This window comes from Cytobacillus dafuensis, assembly GCF_007995155.1.
In the GTDB taxonomy this organism is placed as follows: Bacteria; Bacillota; Bacilli; order Bacillales; family Cytobacillaceae; genus Cytobacillus; species Cytobacillus dafuensis.
This window is the reverse complement of sequence record NZ_CP042593.1, coordinates 3964990-3988053: the sequence shown is the minus strand read 5'-3', so window position 1 is coordinate 3988053 and position 23064 is coordinate 3964990. Positions and strand designations below refer to the sequence as shown.

Annotated in this window: 23 protein-coding genes; 13 read left to right on the top strand and 10 right to left on the bottom strand. The window is 37.6% G+C overall.

Going from position 1 to position 23064, the window contains the following annotated elements; translation table 11 throughout:
* Positions 1-3: 3 nt before the first annotated feature.
* The 3 genes from FSZ17_RS19070 to FSZ17_RS19060 all read right to left on the bottom strand — a co-directional run bounded on the left by FSZ17_RS19070 (position 4) and on the right by FSZ17_RS19060 (position 2243).
* Entirely contained in the window at positions 4-588 is a 585-nt protein-coding gene (locus tag FSZ17_RS19070) for a sugar transferase (protein ID WP_057773294.1), read from the bottom strand.
* 110 nt (positions 589-698) lie between these two features.
* The gene (locus tag FSZ17_RS19065; RefSeq protein ID WP_057773292.1) at positions 699-1487 is read right to left on the bottom strand and encodes a tyrosine-protein phosphatase; all 789 of its coding nucleotides are present in this window, start codon (positions 1485-1487) and stop codon (positions 699-701) included.
* Positions 1488-1739: 252 nt separating this feature from the next.
* On the bottom strand, positions 1740-2243 hold the full coding sequence (locus FSZ17_RS19060) for a phosphatidylglycerophosphatase A family protein (protein WP_057773290.1): 504 nt from the start codon (positions 2241-2243) through the stop codon (positions 1740-1742).
* Between the two features lie 194 nt (positions 2244-2437).
* Here FSZ17_RS19060 and yutH point away from each other — a divergent pair, with 194 nt between their 5' ends.
* The 4 genes from yutH (at position 2438) to thrB (ending at position 6917) form a co-directional block, all read left to right on the top strand.
* The gene (gene yutH, locus FSZ17_RS19055) at positions 2438-3442 is read left to right on the top strand and encodes a spore coat putative kinase YutH (protein WP_057773288.1); all 1005 of its coding nucleotides are present in this window, start codon (positions 2438-2440) and stop codon (positions 3440-3442) included.
* A gap of 198 nt (positions 3443-3640) precedes the next feature.
* Positions 3641-4939, top strand: a complete 1299-nt coding sequence (locus FSZ17_RS19050; RefSeq protein WP_146846528.1) for a homoserine dehydrogenase — start codon at positions 3641-3643, stop codon at positions 4937-4939.
* Positions 4936-5997 (top strand): threonine synthase, encoded by a 1062-nt coding sequence (thrC, locus tag FSZ17_RS19045; protein WP_057773287.1) that lies wholly within the window; start codon positions 4936-4938, stop codon positions 5995-5997. Before FSZ17_RS19050 ends, thrC begins: the two co-directional genes overlap by 4 nt.
* Positions 5994-6917 (top strand): homoserine kinase, encoded by a 924-nt coding sequence (thrB, locus tag FSZ17_RS19040; protein ID WP_057773285.1) that lies wholly within the window; start codon positions 5994-5996, stop codon positions 6915-6917. Before thrC ends, thrB begins: the two co-directional genes overlap by 4 nt.
* A 746-nt stretch (positions 6918-7663) precedes the next feature.
* On the opposite strand, the gene FSZ17_RS19035 is transcribed toward thrB, so the two are convergent.
* Entirely contained in the window at positions 7664-7903 is a 240-nt protein-coding gene (locus FSZ17_RS19035; protein WP_057773283.1) for a NifU family protein, read from the bottom strand.
* A gap of 294 nt (positions 7904-8197) precedes the next feature.
* On the opposite strand from FSZ17_RS19035, the gene FSZ17_RS19030 reads away from it, so the two are divergent.
* Positions 8198-8503 carry a YuzD family protein gene (locus FSZ17_RS19030; RefSeq protein ID WP_228460365.1) on the top strand — a complete coding sequence of 102 codons (306 nt, stop codon included), beginning with the start codon at positions 8198-8200 and terminating at the stop codon, positions 8501-8503.
* A 299-nt stretch (positions 8504-8802) separates the two neighbouring features.
* On the opposite strand, the gene FSZ17_RS19025 is transcribed toward FSZ17_RS19030, so the two are convergent.
* Complete coding sequence (locus FSZ17_RS19025) at positions 8803-9870, bottom strand: NAD(P)/FAD-dependent oxidoreductase (protein ID WP_057773280.1); 1068 nt, start codon at positions 9868-9870, stop codon at positions 8803-8805.
* Positions 9871-10409: 539 nt separating this feature from the next.
* On the opposite strand from FSZ17_RS19025, the gene FSZ17_RS19020 reads away from it, so the two are divergent.
* On the top strand, positions 10410-10649 hold the full coding sequence (locus tag FSZ17_RS19020) for a YuzB family protein (protein ID WP_057773914.1): 240 nt from the start codon (positions 10410-10412) through the stop codon (positions 10647-10649).
* Between the two features lie 258 nt (positions 10650-10907).
* On the opposite strand, the gene FSZ17_RS19015 is transcribed toward FSZ17_RS19020, so the two are convergent.
* Positions 10908-11615 carry a DUF2225 domain-containing protein gene (locus tag FSZ17_RS19015; RefSeq protein ID WP_057773278.1) on the bottom strand — a complete coding sequence of 236 codons (708 nt, stop codon included), beginning with the start codon at positions 11613-11615 and terminating at the stop codon, positions 10908-10910.
* Positions 11616-11906: 291 nt separating this feature from the next.
* Here FSZ17_RS19015 and FSZ17_RS19010 point away from each other — a divergent pair, with 291 nt between their 5' ends.
* Complete coding sequence (locus FSZ17_RS19010) at positions 11907-12269, top strand: HesB/IscA family protein (RefSeq protein ID WP_057773276.1); 363 nt, start codon at positions 11907-11909, stop codon at positions 12267-12269.
* Between the two features lie 112 nt (positions 12270-12381).
* Here FSZ17_RS19010 and FSZ17_RS19005 read toward each other — a convergent pair whose 3' ends face one another.
* Positions 12382-13377 carry an NAD(P)/FAD-dependent oxidoreductase gene (locus tag FSZ17_RS19005; protein WP_057773274.1) on the bottom strand — a complete coding sequence of 332 codons (996 nt, stop codon included), beginning with the start codon at positions 13375-13377 and terminating at the stop codon, positions 12382-12384.
* A 377-nt stretch (positions 13378-13754) separates the two neighbouring features.
* Here FSZ17_RS19005 and FSZ17_RS19000 point away from each other — a divergent pair, with 377 nt between their 5' ends.
* The 4 genes from FSZ17_RS19000 to FSZ17_RS18985 all read left to right on the top strand — a co-directional run bounded on the left by FSZ17_RS19000 (position 13755) and on the right by FSZ17_RS18985 (position 17080).
* Positions 13755-14972, top strand: coding sequence for an NAD(P)/FAD-dependent oxidoreductase (locus tag FSZ17_RS19000; RefSeq protein ID WP_057773272.1), 1218 nt, complete (start codon positions 13755-13757; stop codon positions 14970-14972).
* Positions 14973-15142: 170 nt separating this feature from the next.
* Entirely contained in the window at positions 15143-15634 is a 492-nt protein-coding gene (locus FSZ17_RS18995; RefSeq protein ID WP_057773269.1) for an NUDIX domain-containing protein, read from the top strand.
* Between the two features lie 128 nt (positions 15635-15762).
* Positions 15763-16086, top strand: a complete 324-nt coding sequence (locus FSZ17_RS18990) for a YuiB family protein (RefSeq protein ID WP_057773267.1) — start codon at positions 15763-15765, stop codon at positions 16084-16086.
* 277 nt (positions 16087-16363) lie between these two features.
* Positions 16364-17080 carry a 3D domain-containing protein gene (locus tag FSZ17_RS18985; protein ID WP_057773265.1) on the top strand — a complete coding sequence of 239 codons (717 nt, stop codon included), beginning with the start codon at positions 16364-16366 and terminating at the stop codon, positions 17078-17080.
* An 82-nt stretch (positions 17081-17162) separates the two neighbouring features.
* Here FSZ17_RS18985 and FSZ17_RS18980 read toward each other — a convergent pair whose 3' ends face one another.
* Both FSZ17_RS18980 and FSZ17_RS18975 read right to left on the bottom strand, forming a co-directional pair.
* Positions 17163-17948, bottom strand: coding sequence for a cobalamin-binding protein (locus tag FSZ17_RS18980; protein ID WP_057773264.1), 786 nt, complete (start codon positions 17946-17948; stop codon positions 17163-17165).
* A gap of 30 nt (positions 17949-17978) precedes the next feature.
* The gene (locus FSZ17_RS18975) at positions 17979-18455 is read right to left on the bottom strand and encodes a divergent PAP2 family protein (protein WP_057773263.1); all 477 of its coding nucleotides are present in this window, start codon (positions 18453-18455) and stop codon (positions 17979-17981) included.
* Between the two features lie 832 nt (positions 18456-19287).
* Between FSZ17_RS18975 and FSZ17_RS18970 the strand changes: the two genes are divergently transcribed.
* Together FSZ17_RS18970 and FSZ17_RS18965 are read left to right on the top strand one after the other, a co-directional pair.
* Positions 19288-20787 carry a leucyl aminopeptidase gene (locus FSZ17_RS18970; protein WP_057773261.1) on the top strand — a complete coding sequence of 500 codons (1500 nt, stop codon included), beginning with the start codon at positions 19288-19290 and terminating at the stop codon, positions 20785-20787.
* Positions 20788-20940: 153 nt separating this feature from the next.
* Positions 20941-22254: a Na+/H+ antiporter family protein gene (locus FSZ17_RS18965; RefSeq protein ID WP_057773260.1), complete on the top strand. Its 1314-nt coding sequence runs from the start codon at positions 20941-20943 to the stop codon at positions 22252-22254.
* A 52-nt stretch (positions 22255-22306) separates the two neighbouring features.
* Here FSZ17_RS18965 and FSZ17_RS18960 read toward each other — a convergent pair whose 3' ends face one another.
* Complete coding sequence (locus FSZ17_RS18960; RefSeq protein WP_057773257.1) at positions 22307-22834, bottom strand: MerR family transcriptional regulator; 528 nt, start codon at positions 22832-22834, stop codon at positions 22307-22309.
* Positions 22835-23064 lie beyond the last annotated feature (230 nt).

Below are 23064 nucleotides of genomic sequence, written 5' to 3'. Positions count from 1 at the left end.
TTCTTATTTTTTGAAGCGTTCCATACTGTAATGATCTCTAGCACTGACTCCTTCTTTTTTTATGACCTTAATAATAGTTAGGGCCATGATTTTTAGGTCAAGTGAAATAGACTGATTGTCTACATACCAAATATCTAATTTGAATTTTTCTTCCCAATTAATGGAGTTTCGACCATTAACTTGAGCCCAACCAGTAATTCCTGGCTTGACCTCATGCCTCCTAGCTTGTTCTTTTGTATATAAAGGAAGATATTCCATTAATAAGGGGCGAGGCCCAACTAAACTAATGTCACCTCTTATTACATTAAACAATTGGGGCAATTCATCTAAACTATAATTTCTTAGCCATTTTCCTAATCTAGTTAATCTTAACTGCCCCGGCAACATATTCCCATCTTCATCTAGCTTTTCGATCATTGTTCTAAATTTATAAATATAAAATGGTTTTCCGCTAAGGCCAGGGCGAAGTTGCTTAAACAAAATGGGAGTGCCCATACTGATAAAAATTATGATGGCAATCGTGACCATAATTGGTGAAAAAATAAGTATTAATAAGAAAGTAACAATCAAATCTATCATTCTTTTCATAATAAATACCTCCTAAAAAAGAGATACGGATCTTGCTTAATTGTAATATTATAGTATTCAATTTTCTGAAATATGGTTAGGTTTTGACGGCATTTGATATTGGAGAACGGTTATCTGAAGAAATACTGCCACTTTTTTCCAATAATTATAGGCTCGGTGACTTTGAAGTCAGTTCCTTCCAAAACATGGATTGTATTTGCCTCAAGAAAATTTCGGTAGTTCGGGGAATAGTACTTTTCAATATATTCATAGGAATGAATTAGTTCAAATTTTCGACGTGAATGATGGTGGGCATCTGAGGCAACAAAATGAACTAGGTTATGATCTAATAAATGAAGCGAGAAATTTTTTAAACGTCTTCCATGGGATCCTGTTATACTGCCTGCTGTAATCTGGACTAATATTCCATGTTGAACCATATCAAAAATTTTTGATGGATTTTTTCTTAATACTTTATTCCTTTCAGGATGAGCAAGGATCGGAACAAACCCTTTTTTTTGTAATTCATAGAGAACCTCTTCTGTATAAGATGGATAATAGTGGCACGGAAGTTCTATTAACAAATATTTTCCTGTATTGTTTAAAGTTAAAAAATGTTCCAAGTTATTTTCGATATCAAATTGAATATTTTCATGTAAGTGAAATTCTATTCCGGGATAAACAGTTAAAGGTATTTCGTTTTCTTTTAATATTTGATTGACTTTCTCTACCATGAATATAATGGTTGATGGATCATTTTCATAAAAATGGTCATTATGAAGATGTTTATGATGAGGGGTTGCGATAACGTGACTGATCCCAGAGGCTACTGCTTGTTTGGCAAGTAAAATCGTTTCATCCTGATTTTGAGGACCATCATCAAGTTCATACAAAATATGGTTATGTATATCTACGATCATTTTTTAACTCCTTTCTATGTCAGCCTAAAACCATATTTTTTATTAAGTTATTATTTTATTCTTAATATAGAACTATTTTTCGTTTTTAACGAAATGACGAATCTTAGTTAATTGTTCAACCAAATGAGGTATGAGAGAAGAAAAGCAAAACAGACAGCGACTTACTAAGTCACTGCCTGTTTTGCTTTATTGCATCGCCGCATATGAAACCGAACCTACGCTGATGAGAGCGGCAGAAGGAATAACCACTTCCTACTCCATAGATCCATTCGCCCTATGTGCCAAACGACTAGATGCTGCAGCAGCAATTGCTCCAACAATGTCATCTAAAAATGTATGACATTTCCCTGAGCTTTTATCATTTAGATCTTTTAAGATCCCAGGCTTTAGCTTATCGATGTAACCAAAGTTTGTAAATCCAATCGATCCATAAACATTCACAATGGATAAAGCTAATACTTCATCAACACCATACAGCCCTTCATCGGTTTCGACTACCTTCTGCAAGGGCTCTAAAAGTTGCTTGTTTTCTGCTAGCATATCAAGTTGAATGCCTGTCAAGATGGCATTTTGAACTTCCCTTTTGGAGAGGACTCGCTCAACATTATCAACACAATCCTCCATTTTTAAATTAGGATGATATTTTTCTTGGAGAAAATAGACTAATTTTGCAATATCCTCAATTTTAACTCCACGATCTTGCAGCCATTTTCGCGCTGTTTGCTCAATCAAGTCTGCCCGTTTTTCCTCGTTCATCGGCTCCACCTATTTTCCTATTAGTTTCAATATATATATATACCCTATTTTTGAAAATTATGCTAATGCCAGGCTTTTGAAGGCTGAACATCATTCATCATTTCCCTACTCACTTCACTTATTCAAGAAAAGAACAAGTTTTGTGATTTCATTTCATATATTTGCGATAAGGAGTTGGATAATGGAGGTGCGAAATGTTAAAGCTGCTTAAAAATTCATACGGGGTTCAAGCGGATGAAGAGATCAGAATAGGTAAATACCGTGCTTGCAGGAAGCAAGGAGAAATATTTATCCTTGTCCCAACCGGAGCGATAAATGATGAGGAGCTTGCTGAATTAGAAATGCTTACTGATCATCTTGTCAAAAACGGTGAAAAATACTGCAGTACTTTCCTGAAAACGAAGGATGGCAAGCAATTTAGTGAGTGGGAAAATAGAAAATATTGTGTGCTGATCAATAAGGAAACGCAAAGCCGAAAAATAAATCATTTTGGCAGGAAGCTTGCAAGGTTTCACGTCAGAGGGAGATCGGTATCCTTTCCAGTAAAAAAGATAACCAGAGTCGGACATTGGAAGCAATTATGGGAAAAAAGGCTAGATCAAATGGAACATGTATGGAATGAAATGTTGTTTCAGCAGCCAGACCAAGAATTTGATCGGATGTTTCTCGAATCCTTTCCATACTACCGGGGGATAGCTGAAAATGCTATTCAGTATCTTGTAGACACAGAAATTGATGATGAGCCATCATTAGTAGATAGCGGCACCATATGTCATGATCGGTTTACCCCAGATACATGGGCAAGCTCCTACTATATGAAAAATCCATTGGACTGGGTTTTTGATCATTCTTCAAGGGATATAGCTGAATGGACGAGAGAAAAGTACTTCCGCAATATTAAAACATATGAGCCAGATCTTCGAAAATTTATTAGGGATTATCAAAGCATTGTTCCGTTATCATCTTTTTCTTGGAGACTGTATTTTTCCCGAATTTTATTTCCGCTTCATTATTTTCATTGCATCGAATCATATTTTGGAACAAGCTCGGAACAGGAGAAAAAAATGCTCGAAGAAAGGCTGCAAAAGTTTCTGCAGCAAACAGATGATCATGAAAGATTTTTAGGTGGATTTTATGAATTTGCCGAAGTGCCAGTCCAAAATATGAAAATTCCATTAATTAGCTGGCTGAAAAAATAGCATCCCATTATTGTTTGAATCCTCCCACAAGCATAACGGAAAAATAAGATTGCGGTTAAGCCCCCACTGATTGAAGTTTCACTTAAAACCAAATTAGTCTGAAAATATCTGTTGTAAAAAAAAGAAATTAACACTATAATGTCTACTATACAAATACAAATGTACATACAGAAGGAACAAGGTGAGAGGGGTAAGAAAGTGGAGGCAATCTCAATCGGCTTATTAGGTCTGGGCACAGTTGGCTCAGGTGTTGTGAAAATTATTGAAAACCATCAAGATAAGCTTATGCACCAAGTAGGCTGTCCAATAAAAGTGAAGAAGATCCTAGTAAAGGATTTAAATAAAGAACGTGCTGTGAAAATAGACAATGAGAAGTTAACAACAGATCCGGATGAAATATTATATGATCCAGAAATCGATGTCATTATTGAGGTTATGGGCGGGATGAAAGAAACGAAAAATTATATGATAAAGGCCTTAAGGAATCGGAAGCATATTGTAACAGCGAACAAGGATTTAATGGCAGTACACGGCTCAGAACTTCTGACGATTGCTTCGGAGAATGAATGTGATCTATTTTACGAGGCTAGTGTAGCGGGTGGAATTCCGATTTTAAGAAGCCTTGTAGATGGTCTTGCATCTGATCGGATTACGAAAATGATGGGGATTGTCAATGGGACGACCAATTTTATTTTAACGAAGATGAGCAAGCATGGCAGTGCCTACGAGGAAGTGTTGAAGGAGGCACAGGTCCTTGGCTACGCGGAAGCAGACCCTACTTCTGATGTTGAAGGGCTTGATGCAGCGAGGAAAATGACAATCTTAGCAACACTTGGATTTTCAATGAAAATCGAGCTTGATGATGTAAAGGTTGAAGGGATTACACGGATAACGGAGGAAGATCTTCGATATGGACGTCAGCTTGGCTATACAATGAAATTAATCGGAATTGCTCATCGAGAAGGGGAAAAGGTCGATGTCAGTGTTCAGCCTACTTTATTAGCCGATACTCATCCTCTAGCATCAGTTCAAGATGAATTTAATGCTGTTTATGTTTATGGAGAGGCCGTCGGTGAAACGATGTTTTATGGCCCAGGGGCAGGCAGTCTGCCGACAGCAACAGCTGTTGTTTCCGATCTTGTTGGTGTGATGAAGAACATGCGTTTAGGTGTAACTGGAAAAAACTCTGTAACACCACAATACAAAAAACAGCTAAAAGAACCTAGTGAAATTTACTCCAAATATTTTCTGAGATTGCATGTGAGGGATGAAGTTGGTGTCTTTGCAAATATCACATCCGTTTTTTCTGAGCATCGTGTAAGCTTCGAAAAGATTCTTCAGATGCCATTGAAAGAAAAAGAGTATGCAGAGATTGTTTTAGTAACACATCAAGCATCGTTACAAGATTATGAGGATATTTTAGTTAAATTAAGAGATTTACAGGCAGTTAAAACAATTGAAAGCTCATATCGGGTAGAAGGGAGTGCAAATGTATGAGATGGGAAGGTCTTCTAAAAACATATAAAGAGTACTTACCTGTTAATGAGCATACACCGTTGCTTACATTAAACGAAGGAAATACGCCATTAATTAGGCTTGATAAGCTATCTGATGAATGGGGCATTGATCTTTATGTCAAAACAGAAGGAGCCAACCCGACTGGTTCGTTTAAAGACCGTGGCATGGTTATGGCTGTAGCGAAGGCGAAGGAAGAAGGCAGCGACGCCATAATCTGTGCATCTACGGGTAATACTTCTGCAGCGGCCGCAGCCTATGCCGCAAGAGCAGGACTCAGGTGCATCGTAGTGATCCCAGAAGGAAAAATAGCCATGGGTAAGCTTGCACAGGCTGTGATGTATGGAGCGGAGATTATCTCAATCGAAGGAAACTTCGACCATGCTTTAGCAATGGTAAGAAAAATTAGTGAGACGGAGCCTATTACTCTCGTAAACTCTGTAAATCCTTACCGCCTTGAAGGTCAGAAAACAGGTGCATTTGAAATTTGTGATGCTCTTGGGGCTGCACCAGATATTCTTGCGCTTCCAGTCGGGAATGCAGGCAATATTAGTGCCTATTGGAAAGGGTTCAAAGAATATCATGAGTCAAAGCAAACTGGACTTCCAAGAATGCATGGGTTTGAAGCTGAAGGAGCAGCAGCCATTGTCCATAATAAGGTATTTGAAAATCCGGAAACGATTGCTACTGCAATCAGGATCGGTAATCCTGCAAGCTGGCATTTAGCGAGTGCAGCAATAGAGGAGTCAAAGGGCGAAATCGATGAAGTCAGTGATGAGGAAATCCTTTGTATGTATCGAAAACTAGCTTCAACAGAAGGAATTTTTGCTGAGCCTGCTTCTTGTGCTTCGTTAGCAGGAATCTATAAGCAGCTTCGAAACGGTAAAATCCCTCTTAAAACAAGAGTAGTTGCCATTTTAACTGGAAATGGACTAAAGGACCCTAATGTAGCAATCGATTGCAGTCCAATTAAGCCAATCGTTTTACCGAATGATGAGCTTACAGTAGCTGAGCATATCAAGGGAGTTGTTCATGTATGAGCGAAGGTGAAATGCTCATCATTCAAGTGCCTGGCAGCTCTGCTAATTTAGGACCAGGCTTTGATTCCGTAGGATTAGCGTTGAATGTTTATTTAACATTAGAGGTAGAAAAAGCTGATAATTGGGAGATGCTCCCATTAACTGACGATTTAAATGTTTTTCCAAAAGATGAATCAAATTATATCTTTCAAATTGCCATGGAAACGGCAAAACAATATCATCATAAGCTGCCAGGCTGTAGAGTAAGGGTTAAGAGTGATATCCCGCTTGCTAGAGGGTTAGGTTCCAGTGCGGCCGCTATTGTTGCTGGGATTGAATTAGCAGACTCGCTTTGCAATCTTCAATTAACGAAGCAGACTAAATTGGAATTGGCTTCGAAGATCGAAGGGCATCCGGATAATGTAGGTGCATCCCTTTTTGGTGGATTAGTGGTCGGCTGCCAATTGGAAGAGGAAGTATGTGCTGAAGTTTTTACTCATTTGAATTTAGATATTATAGTGGTTGTACCAAGAGATGAGCTTTTAACAAAGGAATCAAGAGGCATATTGCCTAGCTCCCTAATATATAATGAGGCTGTACAAGCGGGAGCAATCGGGAATGTACTAATTGCCGCATTATTAAGCAATAATCTGCAGCTTGCTGGAAAAATGATGAAAGCGGACTTATATCATCATCCGTATCGAAAAGAGATTGTGCCACATTTGACAATCATTGAAGACAAAGCAATTCGTCTTGGTGCCTTTGGTGTAGCCTTAAGTGGAGCAGGGCCAACTGTCCTTTGCCTAGCTGAAGAAGGAATGGGAGCTGCTGTTGCTGAAGGATTAGGAAGTGTTCTTCCTCATATGGACTGCCGCTTATTAAAGATTGATCAAGTCGGAAGTAAGGTATATACTAAAACCCCTGATTTTTGTGAAAATTAAGGACGTTTTTTGAAATCTGCTTCAATCAAAAAAGTGATGCCCTCACTTTTTTGATTGAAGCTTCTTTATGTGGAATTTTTTTTAGACCACTGAAAGTAAAATTTGGAAAAAAGCGGTCTATTCGAATGCTAATATGACCATCAAAGTCAACAATTCCAAGAAAGGTGGTCCAATTAGATGCTAATATGACCATCAAAGTTAACAATTCCGAGAAAGGTGGTCTAATTAGATACTAATATGACCATCAAAGTTAACAATTCCAAGAAAGGTGGTCCAATTAGATGCTAATTTGACCATCAAAGTTAACAATTCCGAGAAAGGTGGTCTAATTAGATACTAATATGACCATCAAAGTTAACAATTCCGAGAAAGGTGGTCTAATTAGATGCTAATATGACCATCAAAGTTAACAATTCCAAGAAAGTTGGTCCAATTAGATGCTAATATGACCATCAAAGTTAACAATTCCGAGAAAGGTGGTCTAATTAGATACTAATATGACCATCAAAGTTAACAATTCCAAGAAAGGTGGTCCAATTAGATGCTAATATGACCATCAAAACCAACCTTTCCAAGAGAAGTGGTCTTAATCTCCGCTAATAAGATCTTTAAAAACTTGTCATCAAAAATTTCTTTTCATTAAAATAATGAAAACACAAAATCGAATGTATTTAGAATGCAGAAACAAAAAAGAAATCGGCAACTTCTACCGATTTCCTCAAGTCCAACATTAATAATCCATATCTTTAGAATACTTGTTCTACCTCTACAACACCTGGTACTTCTTCTAATAAAGCACGTTCAATACCAGCTTTTAATGTGATTGTGGAGCTAGGACAAGTTCCGCAAGCGCCAAGGAGGCGAAGTTTCACAATTCCATCCTCTACATCAACTAATTCACAGTCTCCTCCATCGCGTAGAAGGAATGGACGTAATTTATCTAACACTTCTTGAACTTGCTCAAGCATTGTTGTTTGTTCAGCCATTTTTATCTACTCCTTTCTTAATACTTATTATAATCATATTGCAAGTAAAAATCTATTTAAAGAGAGGGAATTCCACTGTAATGAAAAAATTATAAGGCTTCTAAAGACTTTATCGCAGATTAACGGGCTGTAAGACTATCGCAACGTCTGCACTGGCACTTCCTGTACATCGGAAGACCCCCACTGATTGAAGTTTCAATAATATATTGTAAAATAGAGTTAGTTATGTTGTTAATTAAGCTTCTTTCATCGAGTGCTATAAAGGGGGAAAAGGAATTGAATCGAGTAGTTGAAATGACTGTTTATGGAGCAGAACAGTTATGTCCAAGCTGTGTAAACCTTCCATCCTCAAAGGAAACGTATGAATGGTTACAGGCTGCTATCAGCAGGAAATACCCAGATCAGCCATTTAAAATTACGTATGTAGACATTCATAATCCTCCAGAGGATGAAGAAAAAAAAGACTTTGCACAACGTGTTATTGAGGAAGATATGTTTTATCCTGTTGTTCTTTTAGAGAATGAGGTGGTTGGAGAAGGAAATCCAAAGCTAAAAACCATCTATAATGAAATGGAAAAATACGGATATAAACCAGAATAAATGAAAAAGAGCATTTCCAATTGGAAAATGCTCTTTTTTTTTGCTTCTGCTTTTCTTATTGTCTAGCTCAACAGGGAAAGCTTCGACAGCATACACATCGCACGACTAAAAGCGGTAGATTTTAGGAGGAGCGCCTACCCCTGACGTACAGGACGTACTAGTGTTGACAATGCGGCAGGACGTCGCGTTTTTGTCTATCTCGAAGTCATAAGTCAGTCCGCCAAAAAGGTTAAAGAATAACCTTCTCGTCGGCCTGTCTTATGCTATGCCTGAGGGAGATCAAGGCGCTTCCGCTTTTTTTATCCCCTGTGGTTTTTGTACATCCATAGGATTCCTGATTTAAGTATTCGAGCGACTCTGCCTGTAATGGCACGGTCTGCCACAAGTCCGAATCCGTGTTTTTTGCCAAGTGAGCCAAGGACGCCTTTTAGCTTAATAGTCGGCAGCGAATCGGGAAGTTCTTCACCTTTCCACCGTTTCAATAGGATTTGTACAATTTGCTCAGCCTGACCTTCTGCAAGCTGGGCACTAGGTGCATGAGGTAAGCTTGCGCAATCACCGACAACATAAACATGTTCATCATTAGGAAGATTATGATGCTTTGTTAAAACGACACGTCCTTGAGTATCTTTTTCTACTTCCATTTCACGAACGACTTTATTTGGCTGAATTCCTGCTGTCCATACAATAACATCACATGGTATAGGCTCGTCATGGTTAAATAGAACTTTATCCTCTACACGTGTGATGTTCGAATGACTAACAATTTCTACTTCATGGCTGTCAAACCAGTTCTCCACATACAGACTTAATCTTTGCGGAAATGCGGAAAGGATATGACTGCCTCTGTCAAACAATTTTATTTTTAAATCAGGTCGACTTTCATGCAGCTCCGAGGCTATTTCAACTCCGCTAAGTCCAGCACCAACGATTCCTACAATTGAACCAGTTGTTAAATTATTTAATGCCTGATAGGTAGCACGAGATTTTTCAATTGTTTGGATGCTGTATGTATATATATCTGCACCCGGAACATTGTGGTACTTATCTTCACATCCTAAACCAATAATCAAATCATCGTAAGGAACAGGCTGCTCATCTTGTAAGAGAATTTTATTATTATCGAGATCAATTTTCGTAATTTCCCCAAATTTAATTGTAAGTCTAGGGTGCTCTGGGTAGGAAACTCTAACATGTTGATCAGAAATAGTACCAGCTGCTAATGCGTAATATTCTGTTTTTAAGCAATGATAAGGAACACGATCGATCAAAGTAATAGATACATCTTCTGGAAGCTGGTTAGGTAAAAGACGAGCAAGAACCCTCATCCCACCGTATCCTCCGCCAAGTATTACTAGATTTTTCATTTTGTAATCCCCTTTAAGTCCGTTCTAATGTAGTATTTTTTTTCAAAAGAGCGACAAATTTAAATAATCTTAATCCCATAGAAAGTATAACTAAATTGTGACAAAATCACAACCAAATATGGAATGAACTTGACAAAACATATCAAAAGGTGATAAAGAAGCATTTTTAAAATATAGGAAAGAAACATTTTTTATGGCACTTACGGATAGTGTAAAAATATTGCGGAAAATTGTTAAAAAAGGTAGCATAATAAGGGTAAGTTTCAATGAAATTTATATCCTTTTCAAGGCGCTTGCGCTTTTCTAAGGATAAGTAAGTATAAATTTTTTCGAGTTAGAGAATTGTCCAGCTCCAGCGCCTACCCCCGACGTACAGGACGTACTAGTGTCGACAATGCGACAGGACGTCGCACTTTTGTCGACCTCGAGGTCATAAGCCAGTCCGCCAAGAAGGTTAAAGAACAACCTTCTCGTCGGCCCGTCTTATGCTTGTCGGGGGTGACCAAGGCGCTTGCGCTTTTCTAATTGAGGTGATAGAAATGATTAAACCAATCATTGAGTTTTGCGTTAGTAATTTGGCTAGCGGATCTCAAAAAGCACTAGAAGTATTAGAAAAGGATTATGACCTAGATGTGATTGAATATGGCTGTCTCGGCTATTGCGGCAAATGCGCATCTACTTTGTTCGCTTTAGTGAATGGTGATGTAGTTACAGGTGAAACTCCTGAGGAATTAGTTGAGAATATATATCAATACTTAGAGGATAATCCAATGTTTTAATTTAAAAAAATCGGCAATCATAAAATTTTTCTGGCGATTGTTTAGTTTTTCTTATAAGAGATACTTAGCAGTTATTTTATCGAAATTCGATTTTCGCTTTATTATGTTCATAAAATGATCATTTGCTTTAGCACAAAAAGAGGGTGTCCCAAAGCAAAAGTGTCAGGAAACACGAACTTTATCTAGTATCAATAAGCGAGTGAGATTCTAGATAAAGTGTATTATGTGGATGCCAGACACCTTATGGGACAGCCCTTTCTATATTTCTTGCGCTTGTTTTTCAGTCTTTTGGTTTTCTCGAATTTCATACCATCTTTCTCTTGCCATATCAATAATTCCGGATTCGGATGTTTTGCCTTGTTTTTCAATGACTTTTGAAAAAAATTTAACGGCTTGTTCATTTTGATTGGTTCTCCTTGATAATTCACCAATCAAATATAGCATTTTTACTTCTGATACTTGGGTGATATTATAATCATCACCCATATAAGAATCTAAATAAGCCGTCGTTGCAAGCTTTAAAAACCTCTGCTCTTGTTCTTCATTTTTTGTGCTTCTATACAGCCAAGCAAGCCTTACATATATTCCAGCAATAATAATATGCTTTTCTTTTTTCAATAGTCCACTGTATACAGCTAATTTGTAGGCCTTTACGGCGTCAGTTACACTGCGTTTTTGTCCGAAATCACGAGAAACCCACTGGTTACACACTTTATCTTGGATTTCTTCAAGTGTTCCCGGTGGAAAATAAGGTGAAAAATCCTTCGTGGAAGAATAGCCACAGTGCGGGCAAACACTTACATGATATAACAGTGGATTCGTTTCTTCGGAAGTATAAAAGGGACAAAAATCAGTATCATAGCTTGTTACTTTTATAAACCTAGAACGAAGCTTTTTAGTAGTAAAGGATTTTTTACACATTTTACATTCACATGTTTTATCAAAGATTGGTTCAATCTCTGTCATTACGATCACCACCTAGGGGAAAAGTTATATACAATAATTAGATATGCATTTCATTATGACTATAATTATACTCTTTTGTATTATGAAAGCACTATAAAAGTGTTATTAAAAATAACAATTTTGTTAAGACAAATCTTTGATTAAGAAACAAAAATTGTATAATTCGGATTAGTTGAGGACAATGACTGCAGTGTATATACTAGAATGAAGAGATGATTCATAAGATAATGTTATTGTTAAAATTAATGTTGGTATAATTAACATAGCTTAAATATTAGGGAGGTAAGAAATATGAACGATGTTGTTTTTATATCTGAAGCTGCTGCTTTGCAAATAAAGGAAATGATGAAGGCAAATGAAGAAGAGAACGCCTTATTGCGTGTTTCTGTAAAGGGTGGGGGCTGTAGCGGTTTGTCATATGGAATGGGATTTGCACATGAAGTGGAAGAAGCCGATACTCAATTCGAGCAGCATGGGATTCAAATTCTCGTGAACAAAGAGGATGCACCTATTCTTCAAGGAACGAAAATTGATTATAAGCAATCTATGATGGGTGGCGGGTTCACCATCGATAATCCAAATGCCATTGCTTCTTGTGGTTGTGGTTCATCGTTCAGAACAGCTGCAAATACTGGAACGCCTGAGGAATGCTAATTTTCGCATCACTTTATAATTGAAAATTGGTTAATTAACCCCATAACAAATAGTTATAAATTTAATAAGGGGGTACCCATTTATGAATTGGATACCCCCCTCTAATGAATTTCTAGTTAAACATAGAGCTGCTGTGCATAGGTTGGATTTTTGCTTTTGGATCAATGTAAGCCTTTGCATGATTAACTGCTGTTGGTGCTTCTCCAAAGCCGCAAGCAATAAGTTTTACTTTGCCATCATACGTACAAATGTCTCCAGCTGCATAAATTCCTGAAATATTTGTTTCCATTTTGGAATTAACGACGATGGAGTTCTTTTCAATTTCAAGTCCCCATTCTTTAATTGGGCCAAGTGATGAAACGAATCCATAGTTACAAATAACTGCATCTACATCGATTGTTTCTTTTTCCTTGTCATTTACACCTTCTAAAACAACTTGGCTAATGCCTTTTTCGCCACCGATTAATTCTACAGGGACAAAAGGAGTCTTAATATCAACCTTCGAGTTATGAAGATTTTCTACGCTATGTTCGTGGGCACGGAATTTATCGCGTCGGTGAACAATCGTTACCTTTTCAGCAATTGGCTCTAGCATTAATGCCCAGTCAACAGCAGAGTCTCCTCCGCCAAATACAACGACCTTTTGGCCTGCAAATTGATTTAAATCATCAATAAAGTAATGCAGGTTCTTGCCTTCGTATTGTGCTGCACTTTCTAACTCAAGTCGTCTCGGTTGAAATGCACCGTTTCCAGCCGTAATAATGACAGATTTTGTATAATGAATTTCTTTATTCGTTGTTAGTTTGAATGTACCATCTTCTAATTTTTCAAGCTTCTCAACCGATTGCTCAAGAGCAGCAGCAGGTTCGAACTTTGCCATTTGCTCCTTTAGATTATTGATTAAATCTTGTGCACGTACCTTTGGAAAACCAGCTACGTCATATATGTATTTTTCTGGATAAAGGGCCGATAATTGTCCACCAAGTTGTGGCAAGCTTTCAATAATTTTCACTGAGGCTTGTCTCATTCCTCCGTAGAAAGCGGTAAATAATCCAATTGGGCCTCCACCAATAATCGTGATGTCATATACTTTTTGATCTTCTTTCACTCCATATCCCCCCAAATATAATAGTGCAATTCCACCCTATATAATAACATAATTTCTAGTAAAGCTCACATGCTTGAAAAAAGATTGTGAATAGGATAAGTAATCAAAACAAGAGTCATATTGTAAATAATCAAAAAAAATGAATTTTCAAAACGTATTTTCTTCACTTTTTTAGGCTTGAAATCCTAATTGAAAACGCATAATATGAATTGTAGGGTATTATGTTAATATTTTGTGACAAATTTTTTACTTTTTTTTGACATCTTTAGTGAATTTCATCACAAACTCTTTGTATTGACAAATAAATATGAAGAGCGGCGGTTTATAGAGAAATTTGCCAAAATAAGGAAAAATTTTGAAAAGGTGGAAGATATACGTTGAGAAAGCAAAAGATAGTTATCTTAGGAGCAGGCTATGGCGGATTAATGACTGCTACTCGTTTACAAAAAACGGTAGGCGCGAATGAAGCTGATATCGTTTTAGTAAATAAGAATGAGTATCATTACGAAACAACTTGGTTACATGAAGCGTCTGCAGGAACTCTGCACCATGATCGAGTTCGTTATGATATTAAAACTGTTATTGACCAAAATAAAGTTGATTTTATTAAAGATACTGCCGTTGAAGTGAAAACGGATGAGAAAAAGGTAATCCTTGAGAATGGCGAAATTGATTATGACTATTTAGTTGTTGCTCTTGGTGGAGAGTCTGAGACATTCGGGATTAAAGGCTTAAAAGAGTATGCGTTTTCAATTGTGAATGTTAACTCTGCTCGTCAAATTCGCGAGCATATCGAATACCAATTTGCTACTTATAATACAGAAGAAGATAAAAAAGATGAGCGTCTTACTATTGTTGTTGGTGGGGCAGGATTTACTGGTATCGAATTTTTAGGCGAATTAGGAAATCGTATTCCAGAGCTTTGCCGTGAATATGATGTTGATTTTAACAAAGTGAAGATCATTTGTGTAGAAGCTGCACCAATGGTTCTTCCAGGATTTGATCCTGAGCTTGTTGAATACGCGGTTTCCCACCTAGAGAAGAAAGGCGTAGAATTCCGCATTGGTACAGCGATTAAAGAATGTACTACTGAAGGAATTATTGTTGGAAAAGGTGAGGAAGAAGTAGAAGAAATTAAAGCAGGTACTGTAATTTGGGCTGCGGGCGTACGCGGAAACTCTTTAATTGAGAAGTCAGGCTTTGAAGCAATGCGTGGTCGTGTGAAAGTTCAGCCAGATTTAAGAGTACCTGGTCACGACAATATTTTTATTATCGGAGATTGTTCATTAATTATTAATGAGGAAATTAATCGTCCGTATCCTCCAACAGCTCAAATAGCAATGCAGCAAGGGGAAACATGTACGAGAAACCTAGTATCATTAATAAGAAACAAAACAGAGCTAGAAACATTTAAGCCAGATATTAAAGGAACTGTATGTTCTTTAGGTGAAGATGATGCAATTGGAGTAGCATTTGGCAAGAAAATGGTTGGCTCAAAAGCTTCATTCATGAAAAAAATGGTCGACAACCGTGCACTCTATATGATCGGCGGACCATCGTTAGTACTTAAAAAAGGAAAATTTAATATTCTTTAATCAAATTACTAGAAAAACTAAGCGTTCTCGAAGTCAGTGAATGCTTAGTTTTTCTTTTTTTTATCTCTGAACAATAAATGAATAATGATTAATTTTCCATGGTAGCCTGAAACCATGTTTGTTATTTGTTACACTTAAAAAATAGATTCTATAAATATTGGGGGATTATTATGGAGGATAGAAAAAATAGGGGAAAGGTGTGGCTCGCCGTTTCTGGCCTTGTCATCTCCCCAGATAATAAGTGGCTTGTTGTCAAGAAGAAGTACGGGGGACTAAAGGGAAAATGGTCCTTGCCTGCGGGATTTGTCAATCCAGGAGAAACGGCAGATGATGCAGCAATTCGAGAAGTATTGGAGGAAACAGGAATAAAATGTACAGTGAAAGAGATGATTGGCCTCCGTACAGGTGTCATAAAAGAAGAAATTAGCGATAATATGATTCTTTTCCTGTTAGAACCCTTACCAGAACAGAACATTCACGTACAAGATAAAGAATTATATGATGTACAATTTATTGATCCATTTGTATTGGCAGAAGATGAGGAGGCTTCTGTGCTTCTAAAATTTTTAGTTCATAGATCAGATTCATCAGCCAAACCATTAATTGATGGGATCAACCCTGGGGACCAGTTCGGATATACAGCCTACAAACTGTTTTTATAAACTTACTTCATTAAAATGAAACCGCATGATACCCAATATCATAAAACCCGTTTTCCAATTAAATAATTGACTCCATAATTTACATTCAGTACACTAAATATTGATGTGCTGAGGGAGGAACAGAATCAATGCCAATGACTATTTTCGTATTGCCTATTTCCATGCTGCTTTTCTTTGTATTATTTTTTGGAATCGGTTTTATATTAAATATGCTGTTAAGAATGTCTTGGGTTATGGCGATTATTTATCCGATTATCGCGATTTTGATTATTGATAAGGTACGCTTTATAGAATATTTTCAAAACACAGGGGAATCTCTTTCCAGCTTAGGACATGAATTTTCACAGCTTGCAACAGCAGATGTGCTTATTTTAAGCAGCGGGTTGGCAGGTGCAATCCTTGCTGGGGTAGTAATTAAAATTCTTCGTAAAAAAGGATATCAAATGTTCTAAATGTCTTAAAATCTCTGCTTAAAGCAGGGATTTTTTAGCTAAAAGGAAGATTTAAGTTTATTAATGTACTAAAATGAAGTGTGTTTTTTTAATTAAATATCTGCTAATAAAATCGCATAAGAAAAACTAGGCATTCGCCAAAAAGGACTGGGAGAATGCCTAGTTTTTCTTATTTTATGTACATTTTTTTGAAAATTCATTATTAATTTTTCTCCAATCATGAATATTCCTTTGAAAGTTGGGAAATGAATATTCTTGGGAGGAGTGAAATAATAATATGAGTAAAATAAAAAATTGGACAAGACGAATAATAATGTCACTTCTATTTTTGGCTGCATTGTTTACAACCTTTCAATCTATTTCTGGGGTTCAAGCAAAATCTTTTGCAAATTATTTAAATAAAGATGATTTACAGCGAGACAAGAATGAGGATGATGGCTTTTTCGATCATTCCTTTAAGACAGTTGGGATTGCCTTTAAATATTTAAAGGAATTAACTAATTCCGACTTAAAGATTTCATCAAGTCTGGCCGTGACTGGACAGCCCCCTAAATTAGAAGATGCCATTGATTGGACAAAATATCCCGTTAGAAGAGTGACAGCAACAGGATATACTGCCTATTACGAATCGACAGGTAAAAATCCTGGACACCCAGGATTCGGTATTACATATTCAGGTGTAAAGGTGAAAAGAGATTTATATTCAACAGTAGCGGCAGATCTTAATGTGTTCCCGCTTGGTACAATCCTTTTTATACCGGATTATGGCTATGGTGTTGTAGCAGATAAAGGCGGAGCGATTAAAGGGAATAAAGTAGATCTTTATTATGAGACAGTAGATGATGTTTATAATCAATGGGGCAAAAAAACACTCGATGTCTATGTCGTTGAAATGGGAGACGGCTCCATTACAGAAGAAGAATTACTTGCATTAAACGAGGCAGAATCCATGCAAGTATTTCGTCAACAATATATAAATTCAGAACGAAAATAAAAGGACAGGCAAATCCGAAAAATGGATTTGCCTGTCTTTTATTCATGATATTTTACTCACTGAAGAATCTGGTCTCCATCCACTAGAACGAAGCAAAGGCATCAGGGTGGATTTGCTTCGCAAGTCTAACAGCGCCTTCAATTAACCGTGGAGAGGGTCTGCAATAAAGCTCTTCTTCTAGGACAAGAATGTTGTTGTTTTTAACGGCTTTCATTTGATCCCAATTCGGTCTTTTTAGAACAATATCCGGTTTGACTTTTTCCTTTCTTACACCAACCCATGCTAGGCAAATATAATCAGGTTGTCTGGAATATACATCATCCCAATCCGTTTGTACGCTTGCAAGGGCAACATCCTTAAATAAGTTAGTAGCTCCAGCAAGCTCACTAATTTCTGTAAGCCAATTTACTTCTCCTGGAGTAAAGACTGGTTTAGGCCACCATTCCCAATAAAGTGTAGGCTTTTTCTCAATTTTTGCTGCAATTGACTTCAAGCCTTCGATTTTTGAACGGAAATTCACTGCTGCCTTTTTTCCTGCTTCAGGTTGCCCTAATGCATTTGCGGTTTTAATTAAGTCACTTTCGATATCTGTTAGGCTTTGAGGATTTAAGGTGATATGGGGAATATTCCTTTTGACCAATTCTTCGATGTTTTTTTCCATCCCTGGTACACTTAATGAAGCAATTACTAGATCTGGACGCAGTGCCTCTATCTTATCCATATGAATGGATAAATCCGGTCCAAGGCGAGGAAGATGCTTAATTTGTTCAGGCCAATCAGAGTAATCATCCACACCTATAAGAAGGTCAGTAAGTCCCAAATATTCGATTATTTCAGTATTACTAGGACAGATCGATACGATTTTCAATCCATTCCCCCCTTTTTAGTTCCGAAATTATCATGAAACAAGAACATGAAGACCAAGCGTTAAAAGAATTCCTGTTAATCCGCCAAAAAACACTTCGATTGGCTTGTGGCCGAGCAATTCTTTTAACTCCTTCCGTCTTTCTTGTACTGCTTTTTTCTGCCACATCTTTGCTTCTTCAACAAAACGATTAAAGTCAGAGACTAATTGATTTAATACGATTGCTTGTTCTCCTGCTTGTCTTCTTACCCCAGTTGCATCAAACATTGTAATGATGGCAAACACAGCTGATACAGCGAACACTGCCGAATCTAAGCCTGTTTCTAAAGCAACGCCAGTTGAAAGGGCTGTAACTGCTGCCGAGTGAGAGCTTGGCATTCCCCCTGTGCTAGTAAGCAATGACCAATTTAGTTTCTTTGTAGCGATGAAATGGATTGGTACTTTCACAAATTGCGCAAATAAGATAGCTGCAATGGCAGCCCAAAGAGGGAAATTCAATAATAATTGCATGGATTAACCACCTTTATGTATAAGAATCATTCACTACAGCATATCAGCATTAGGTAAAGGAAAATGCCTTTTGCCTTTATGCGATTACAGTATTAAGACCCAAGTCCTTTTGTTAAGATGATAATAATAAATCTGTGATAGTGCAATGTTTTTTAAAGACTTTAACATATAAGAGTTCAATGTGACCGTAAAAAGGAAACCTCCAACAATCCGGTCACAAAGAAGAGTTCAATGTGACCGTAAAAAGGAAACCTCCAACAATCCGGTCACAAAGAAGAGTTCAATGTGACCGTAAAAAGGAAACCTCCAACAATCCGGTCACAAAGAAGAGTTCAATGTGACCGTAAAAAGGAAACCTCCAACAATTCGGTCACAAAGAAGAGTTCAATGTGACTGTAAAATGGAGAACCCCACCAATTCGATCTTCTCAATCATGTTCCCTTTGAAGAAGTTTTATCTCTTCCGAAAATGCCTAAATTATATTTATCGCAGATTAACGGGCTGTAAGACCCCCACTTCAAGAAGTTGAGTTAAGAAAAAATTTCTAAGTGGGGGATCAACAGCCCGTATAAGCCCGACGACGGACAGGATGTCCTAGTCAGGCGAAAGCCACAGGACGTGGCGTTCTGAGCGTGATTGGTTCAACTAACAATCAGTGGGGGATGAAGGTCGACTAAGAACGCCACGTCCTGTGGCAACGTCGGCACTAGCACGTCCTGTGCGTCGAAAAACCCCCACTGATTGAAGTTTCACTTTATATCTTAATGATTAGACCGTCGAAATATTTCCCTTTTTCCGATATAATGAGAACATCTATTATGGGGGTGAAGCAATGTTTAAGGTAATAAAAGATATGAACTACTCGAATGAGCATGATTGTCTGATCCTAGGTATTTTCGAAAAGCCTAATAAATTTGAAGGCACTCTAGCTAATGTGGATAAACAATTTGATGGCCAATTAACAGAGCTTGTAAAAAGCGGGGATCTTTCTGCAAAGAAGAAATCGGTATCAAAAGTACATACCTTTGGAAAAATTGGAGCAAAGAGATTATTTGTTGTCGGGCTTGGCCGTGAGAAGGATTACTCCTTTGAAGTGTTACGTGAAGCTTTAGGAAAAACCTTTAAAGCTGTAAAAGCTGCAAAGATTCAAGATGCAGCCATCTACTTAGATTCTTTTGTAAATGAAGATATTGATGCCTTGGATGCAGCACATGCTGTAAGTGAAGCGTATGCGTTGTCTACCTATTGTTTCGAAGGTTATAAACAAAAGTTCAGTGAACATGAGAAGTCAATTAAATCTATTTCAGTTTATTGTGAATTAACAGAGGAAGAAGATGTAAATGCGGCGTTAACGGTAGGATATGCATATGGAAAAGGAACAAACTCTGCTCGTACACTTGTGAATCTTCCTGGAAATATGCTTACAGCAACCGATATGGCCAACTATGCGAAAGAACTTGCAGCCAAATATAACTTTGAAGCGGAAATTCTTGAAAAGGAAGATATGATTAAGCTTGGCATGGGAGCGTTATTAGCTGTCAATCAAGGATCAACTGAACCGCCAAAAATGATTGTGCTTAAATACCAAGGAAAAAAAGAATGGAAAGACGTCATTGGTTTAGTCGGAAAAGGAATTACATTTGATACAGGCGGCTACTCATTAAAGACGAAAGATGGAATTGTTGGGATGAAAACGGACATGGGTGGTGCGGCAGCAGTTCTTGGCGCAATGGAGATTATTGGTGAGCTAAGACCAGAACAAAACGTCGTTGCGGTTATTCCTTCGACTGATAATATGGTAAGCGGCAATGCTCTTAAGCCTGACGATGTCATTACTTCCATGAGCGGAAAAACAATTGAAGTTTTGAATACGGATGCAGAAGGACGTCTTGCACTAGCGGATGCTGTTACATATGCTAAACATCATGGGGCAAATTATCTGGTTGATGTGGCTACCTTAACTGGTGGTGTCATTGTAGCACTTGGAAACGACACAACAGGTGCCTTAACAAATAATGAGGCATTATGGGAGCAAGTTCTTGAAGCTTCCTATGAAGCTGGAGAACCAATCTGGCGCTTGCCTTTATTTGAGAAAGACAAACAAAGAGTCAGAGGCAGTAAAATTGCTGATCTAAACAATTCCCCAGGACGTGAGGGCCATGCCATTATGGGAGGTGCGTTCGTAGGAGAATTTGCTGAGGTAACTCCATGGGTTCACCTTGACATTGCAGGAACTGCTACAACTCGCAAAGAGCATGATCTAGGACCATCAGGCGCTACAGGTGTCATGGTTCGAACGCTTGCATTACTTGTTGAAAGATTTGATGCTTAAGAAAAATAATAGAAAAGGTCCTGGAATTTTCCAGGGCTTTTTCTTTTGAAAAATATTTGACAGAAAAACATAATATATGATAGTTTTATATCTATGTTTTAGTTCTCTACCAATTTAGCATAATAAAGCAATGAGAAAGAGAGGATTTTCATCATGAATGCTGTTGTTCTAGCAGTTTTCACAATGCTTATACTTAGTCTTCTAAGGGTTAATGTCGTATTTGCATTAATTGTGGGTGCGCTTGTGGGAGGCTTGTCTGGCGGATTAGGTATTCACAAAACAATCGAGGTTTTTTCTAATGGTCTAGGTGGAAGTGCTGAGGTTGCAATGAGCTATGCTTTATTAGGTGGCTATGCCATTGCTTTATCTAGAACAGGGCTTCCTAACTTAATCGTTGAATGGATTCTTCAAAAGGTTAATAAGGATGGAGAAACGAAGGCGAAGGGTCTATCAAAAGCACTTATTATTTTTTCTATTTTAATCATGTCATGTTTTTCTCAAAATGTAATTCCAATTCATATTGCCTTTATTCCAATTCTAATTCCACCATTATTAATAGTGATAAATGAATTTGGTATAGATCGCCGGTTAATAGCTTCGGTATTAACTTTTGGCTTAACAGCTCCTTATATTCTTCTTCCAGCAGGTTTCGGTAAAATATTTCATGAAATCTTAGCTGATAATATGACCAGTAGTGGACTTGTGGTTGATCCTGCCGATATTCCAAGGGCGATGCTTATCCCAACAGCTGGACTAATACTTGGTTTACTATTCGCGATATTTTTCTCATATCGAAAAACAAGAACGTATAAACAGCATAATGTAATAAAAATGGAAAAAACACATTATTCAAAGGTTAGCATCGTTTTTTCACTCATTTCGATTGTTGCTGCACTATATGTACAAATCCAACTGGACTCTATGATTTTTGGTGCAATGACAGGTATTCTTGTGATTTATTTAAGCGGAGCTGTGAAATGGCGGGAAGCTGATCAGCTTTTAACAGATGGTATGAAAATGATGGCCTTTATCGGTTTTGTCATGCTTGCTGCATTCGGATTTGCAGAAGTATTAAAAGCAACCGGTGATGTAGACAAGCTTGTTGAGCAGGTAGCGGGAATTATCGGAGACAATAAGTCGCTTGCTGCACTTCTCATGCTTATCGTTGGACTTTTAGTGACAATGGGAATTGGTTCTTCCTTTTCGACGATACCAATCATTGCTACGATTTTTGTTCCATTATCATTGGAACTTGGCTTTAGTCCAATGGCGACCATTGCTCTAGTAGGAACTGCTGCCGCACTTGGTGATGCGGGTTCACCAGCTTCAGATAGTACCTTAGGGCCAACAGCCGGGCTTAATGTGGACGGGCAGCATAATCATATTTGGGATACATGTGTACCTACTTTTCTTCATTACAATATCCCGCTCATTCTATTTGGCTGGATAGCCGCAATGATTCTATAATAGTAAAAAAGCAGCTTCGGAATCCAATCGAAGCTGCTTTATGTTTTTCTAATTAAAACCCAAACAATGTTGTAATAATATTTTTCTTCTTCATTTTTTTCCTTGGAAGTTCCTTTTCGAAAACAAACAAATTTTCCGCAGGGATGTTTTTCTTAGTAAAGTCATGTCTTGCTTCAAGTTTTTCTATCCGCTCATTTAGCTGGATAAGCTCTGCTTGGAGATCCTCGATTTCCCGTCGGTGCTGCAAAAGCTGATAGGATACAACATCATCCGCTTTTCCATTTATTCTTTGCTCTAATTCTTCCAATTTCTTTAGAATCTTTTCAGTTGCCTGATCGTGTATACTTACAGATGCGTTCATTGTTCCTCTCCTAGCTTTTTTGTCGGTAATGGATACATCCTGCAGGATAATGCCCTTATTAAGCTGCTCCTGAACCTGTTTGAGCAAGTGAATATCTTCCTCTGTGAATAAATAATGGCCAAGTTCATTCCGTTCCATTTGGAGCTCCAGTTGTCGTACCCAACGCTGCACCGTGCTCGGCGAAACCCCTAACAACTTTGCAACAGCACTTGTATTCATACTGATCCCCTCCTTATTAACAGTGGAATTCTCCTTTGAATATCGGATTCCTTCCCATATGACAAAACAAGTTTCTATTCGGCAAAGAAAGTGGATTTATTACAAGTTTTCTTGAATCTGTCGTTTTGAGTATTAATCGTCAAATCATGACAAAGTTCCTTATAGGTTATTTAATTCATGTTGATTATTCCTATTTCAATAATTATACTTAGGATAGCTTTAATTATAAT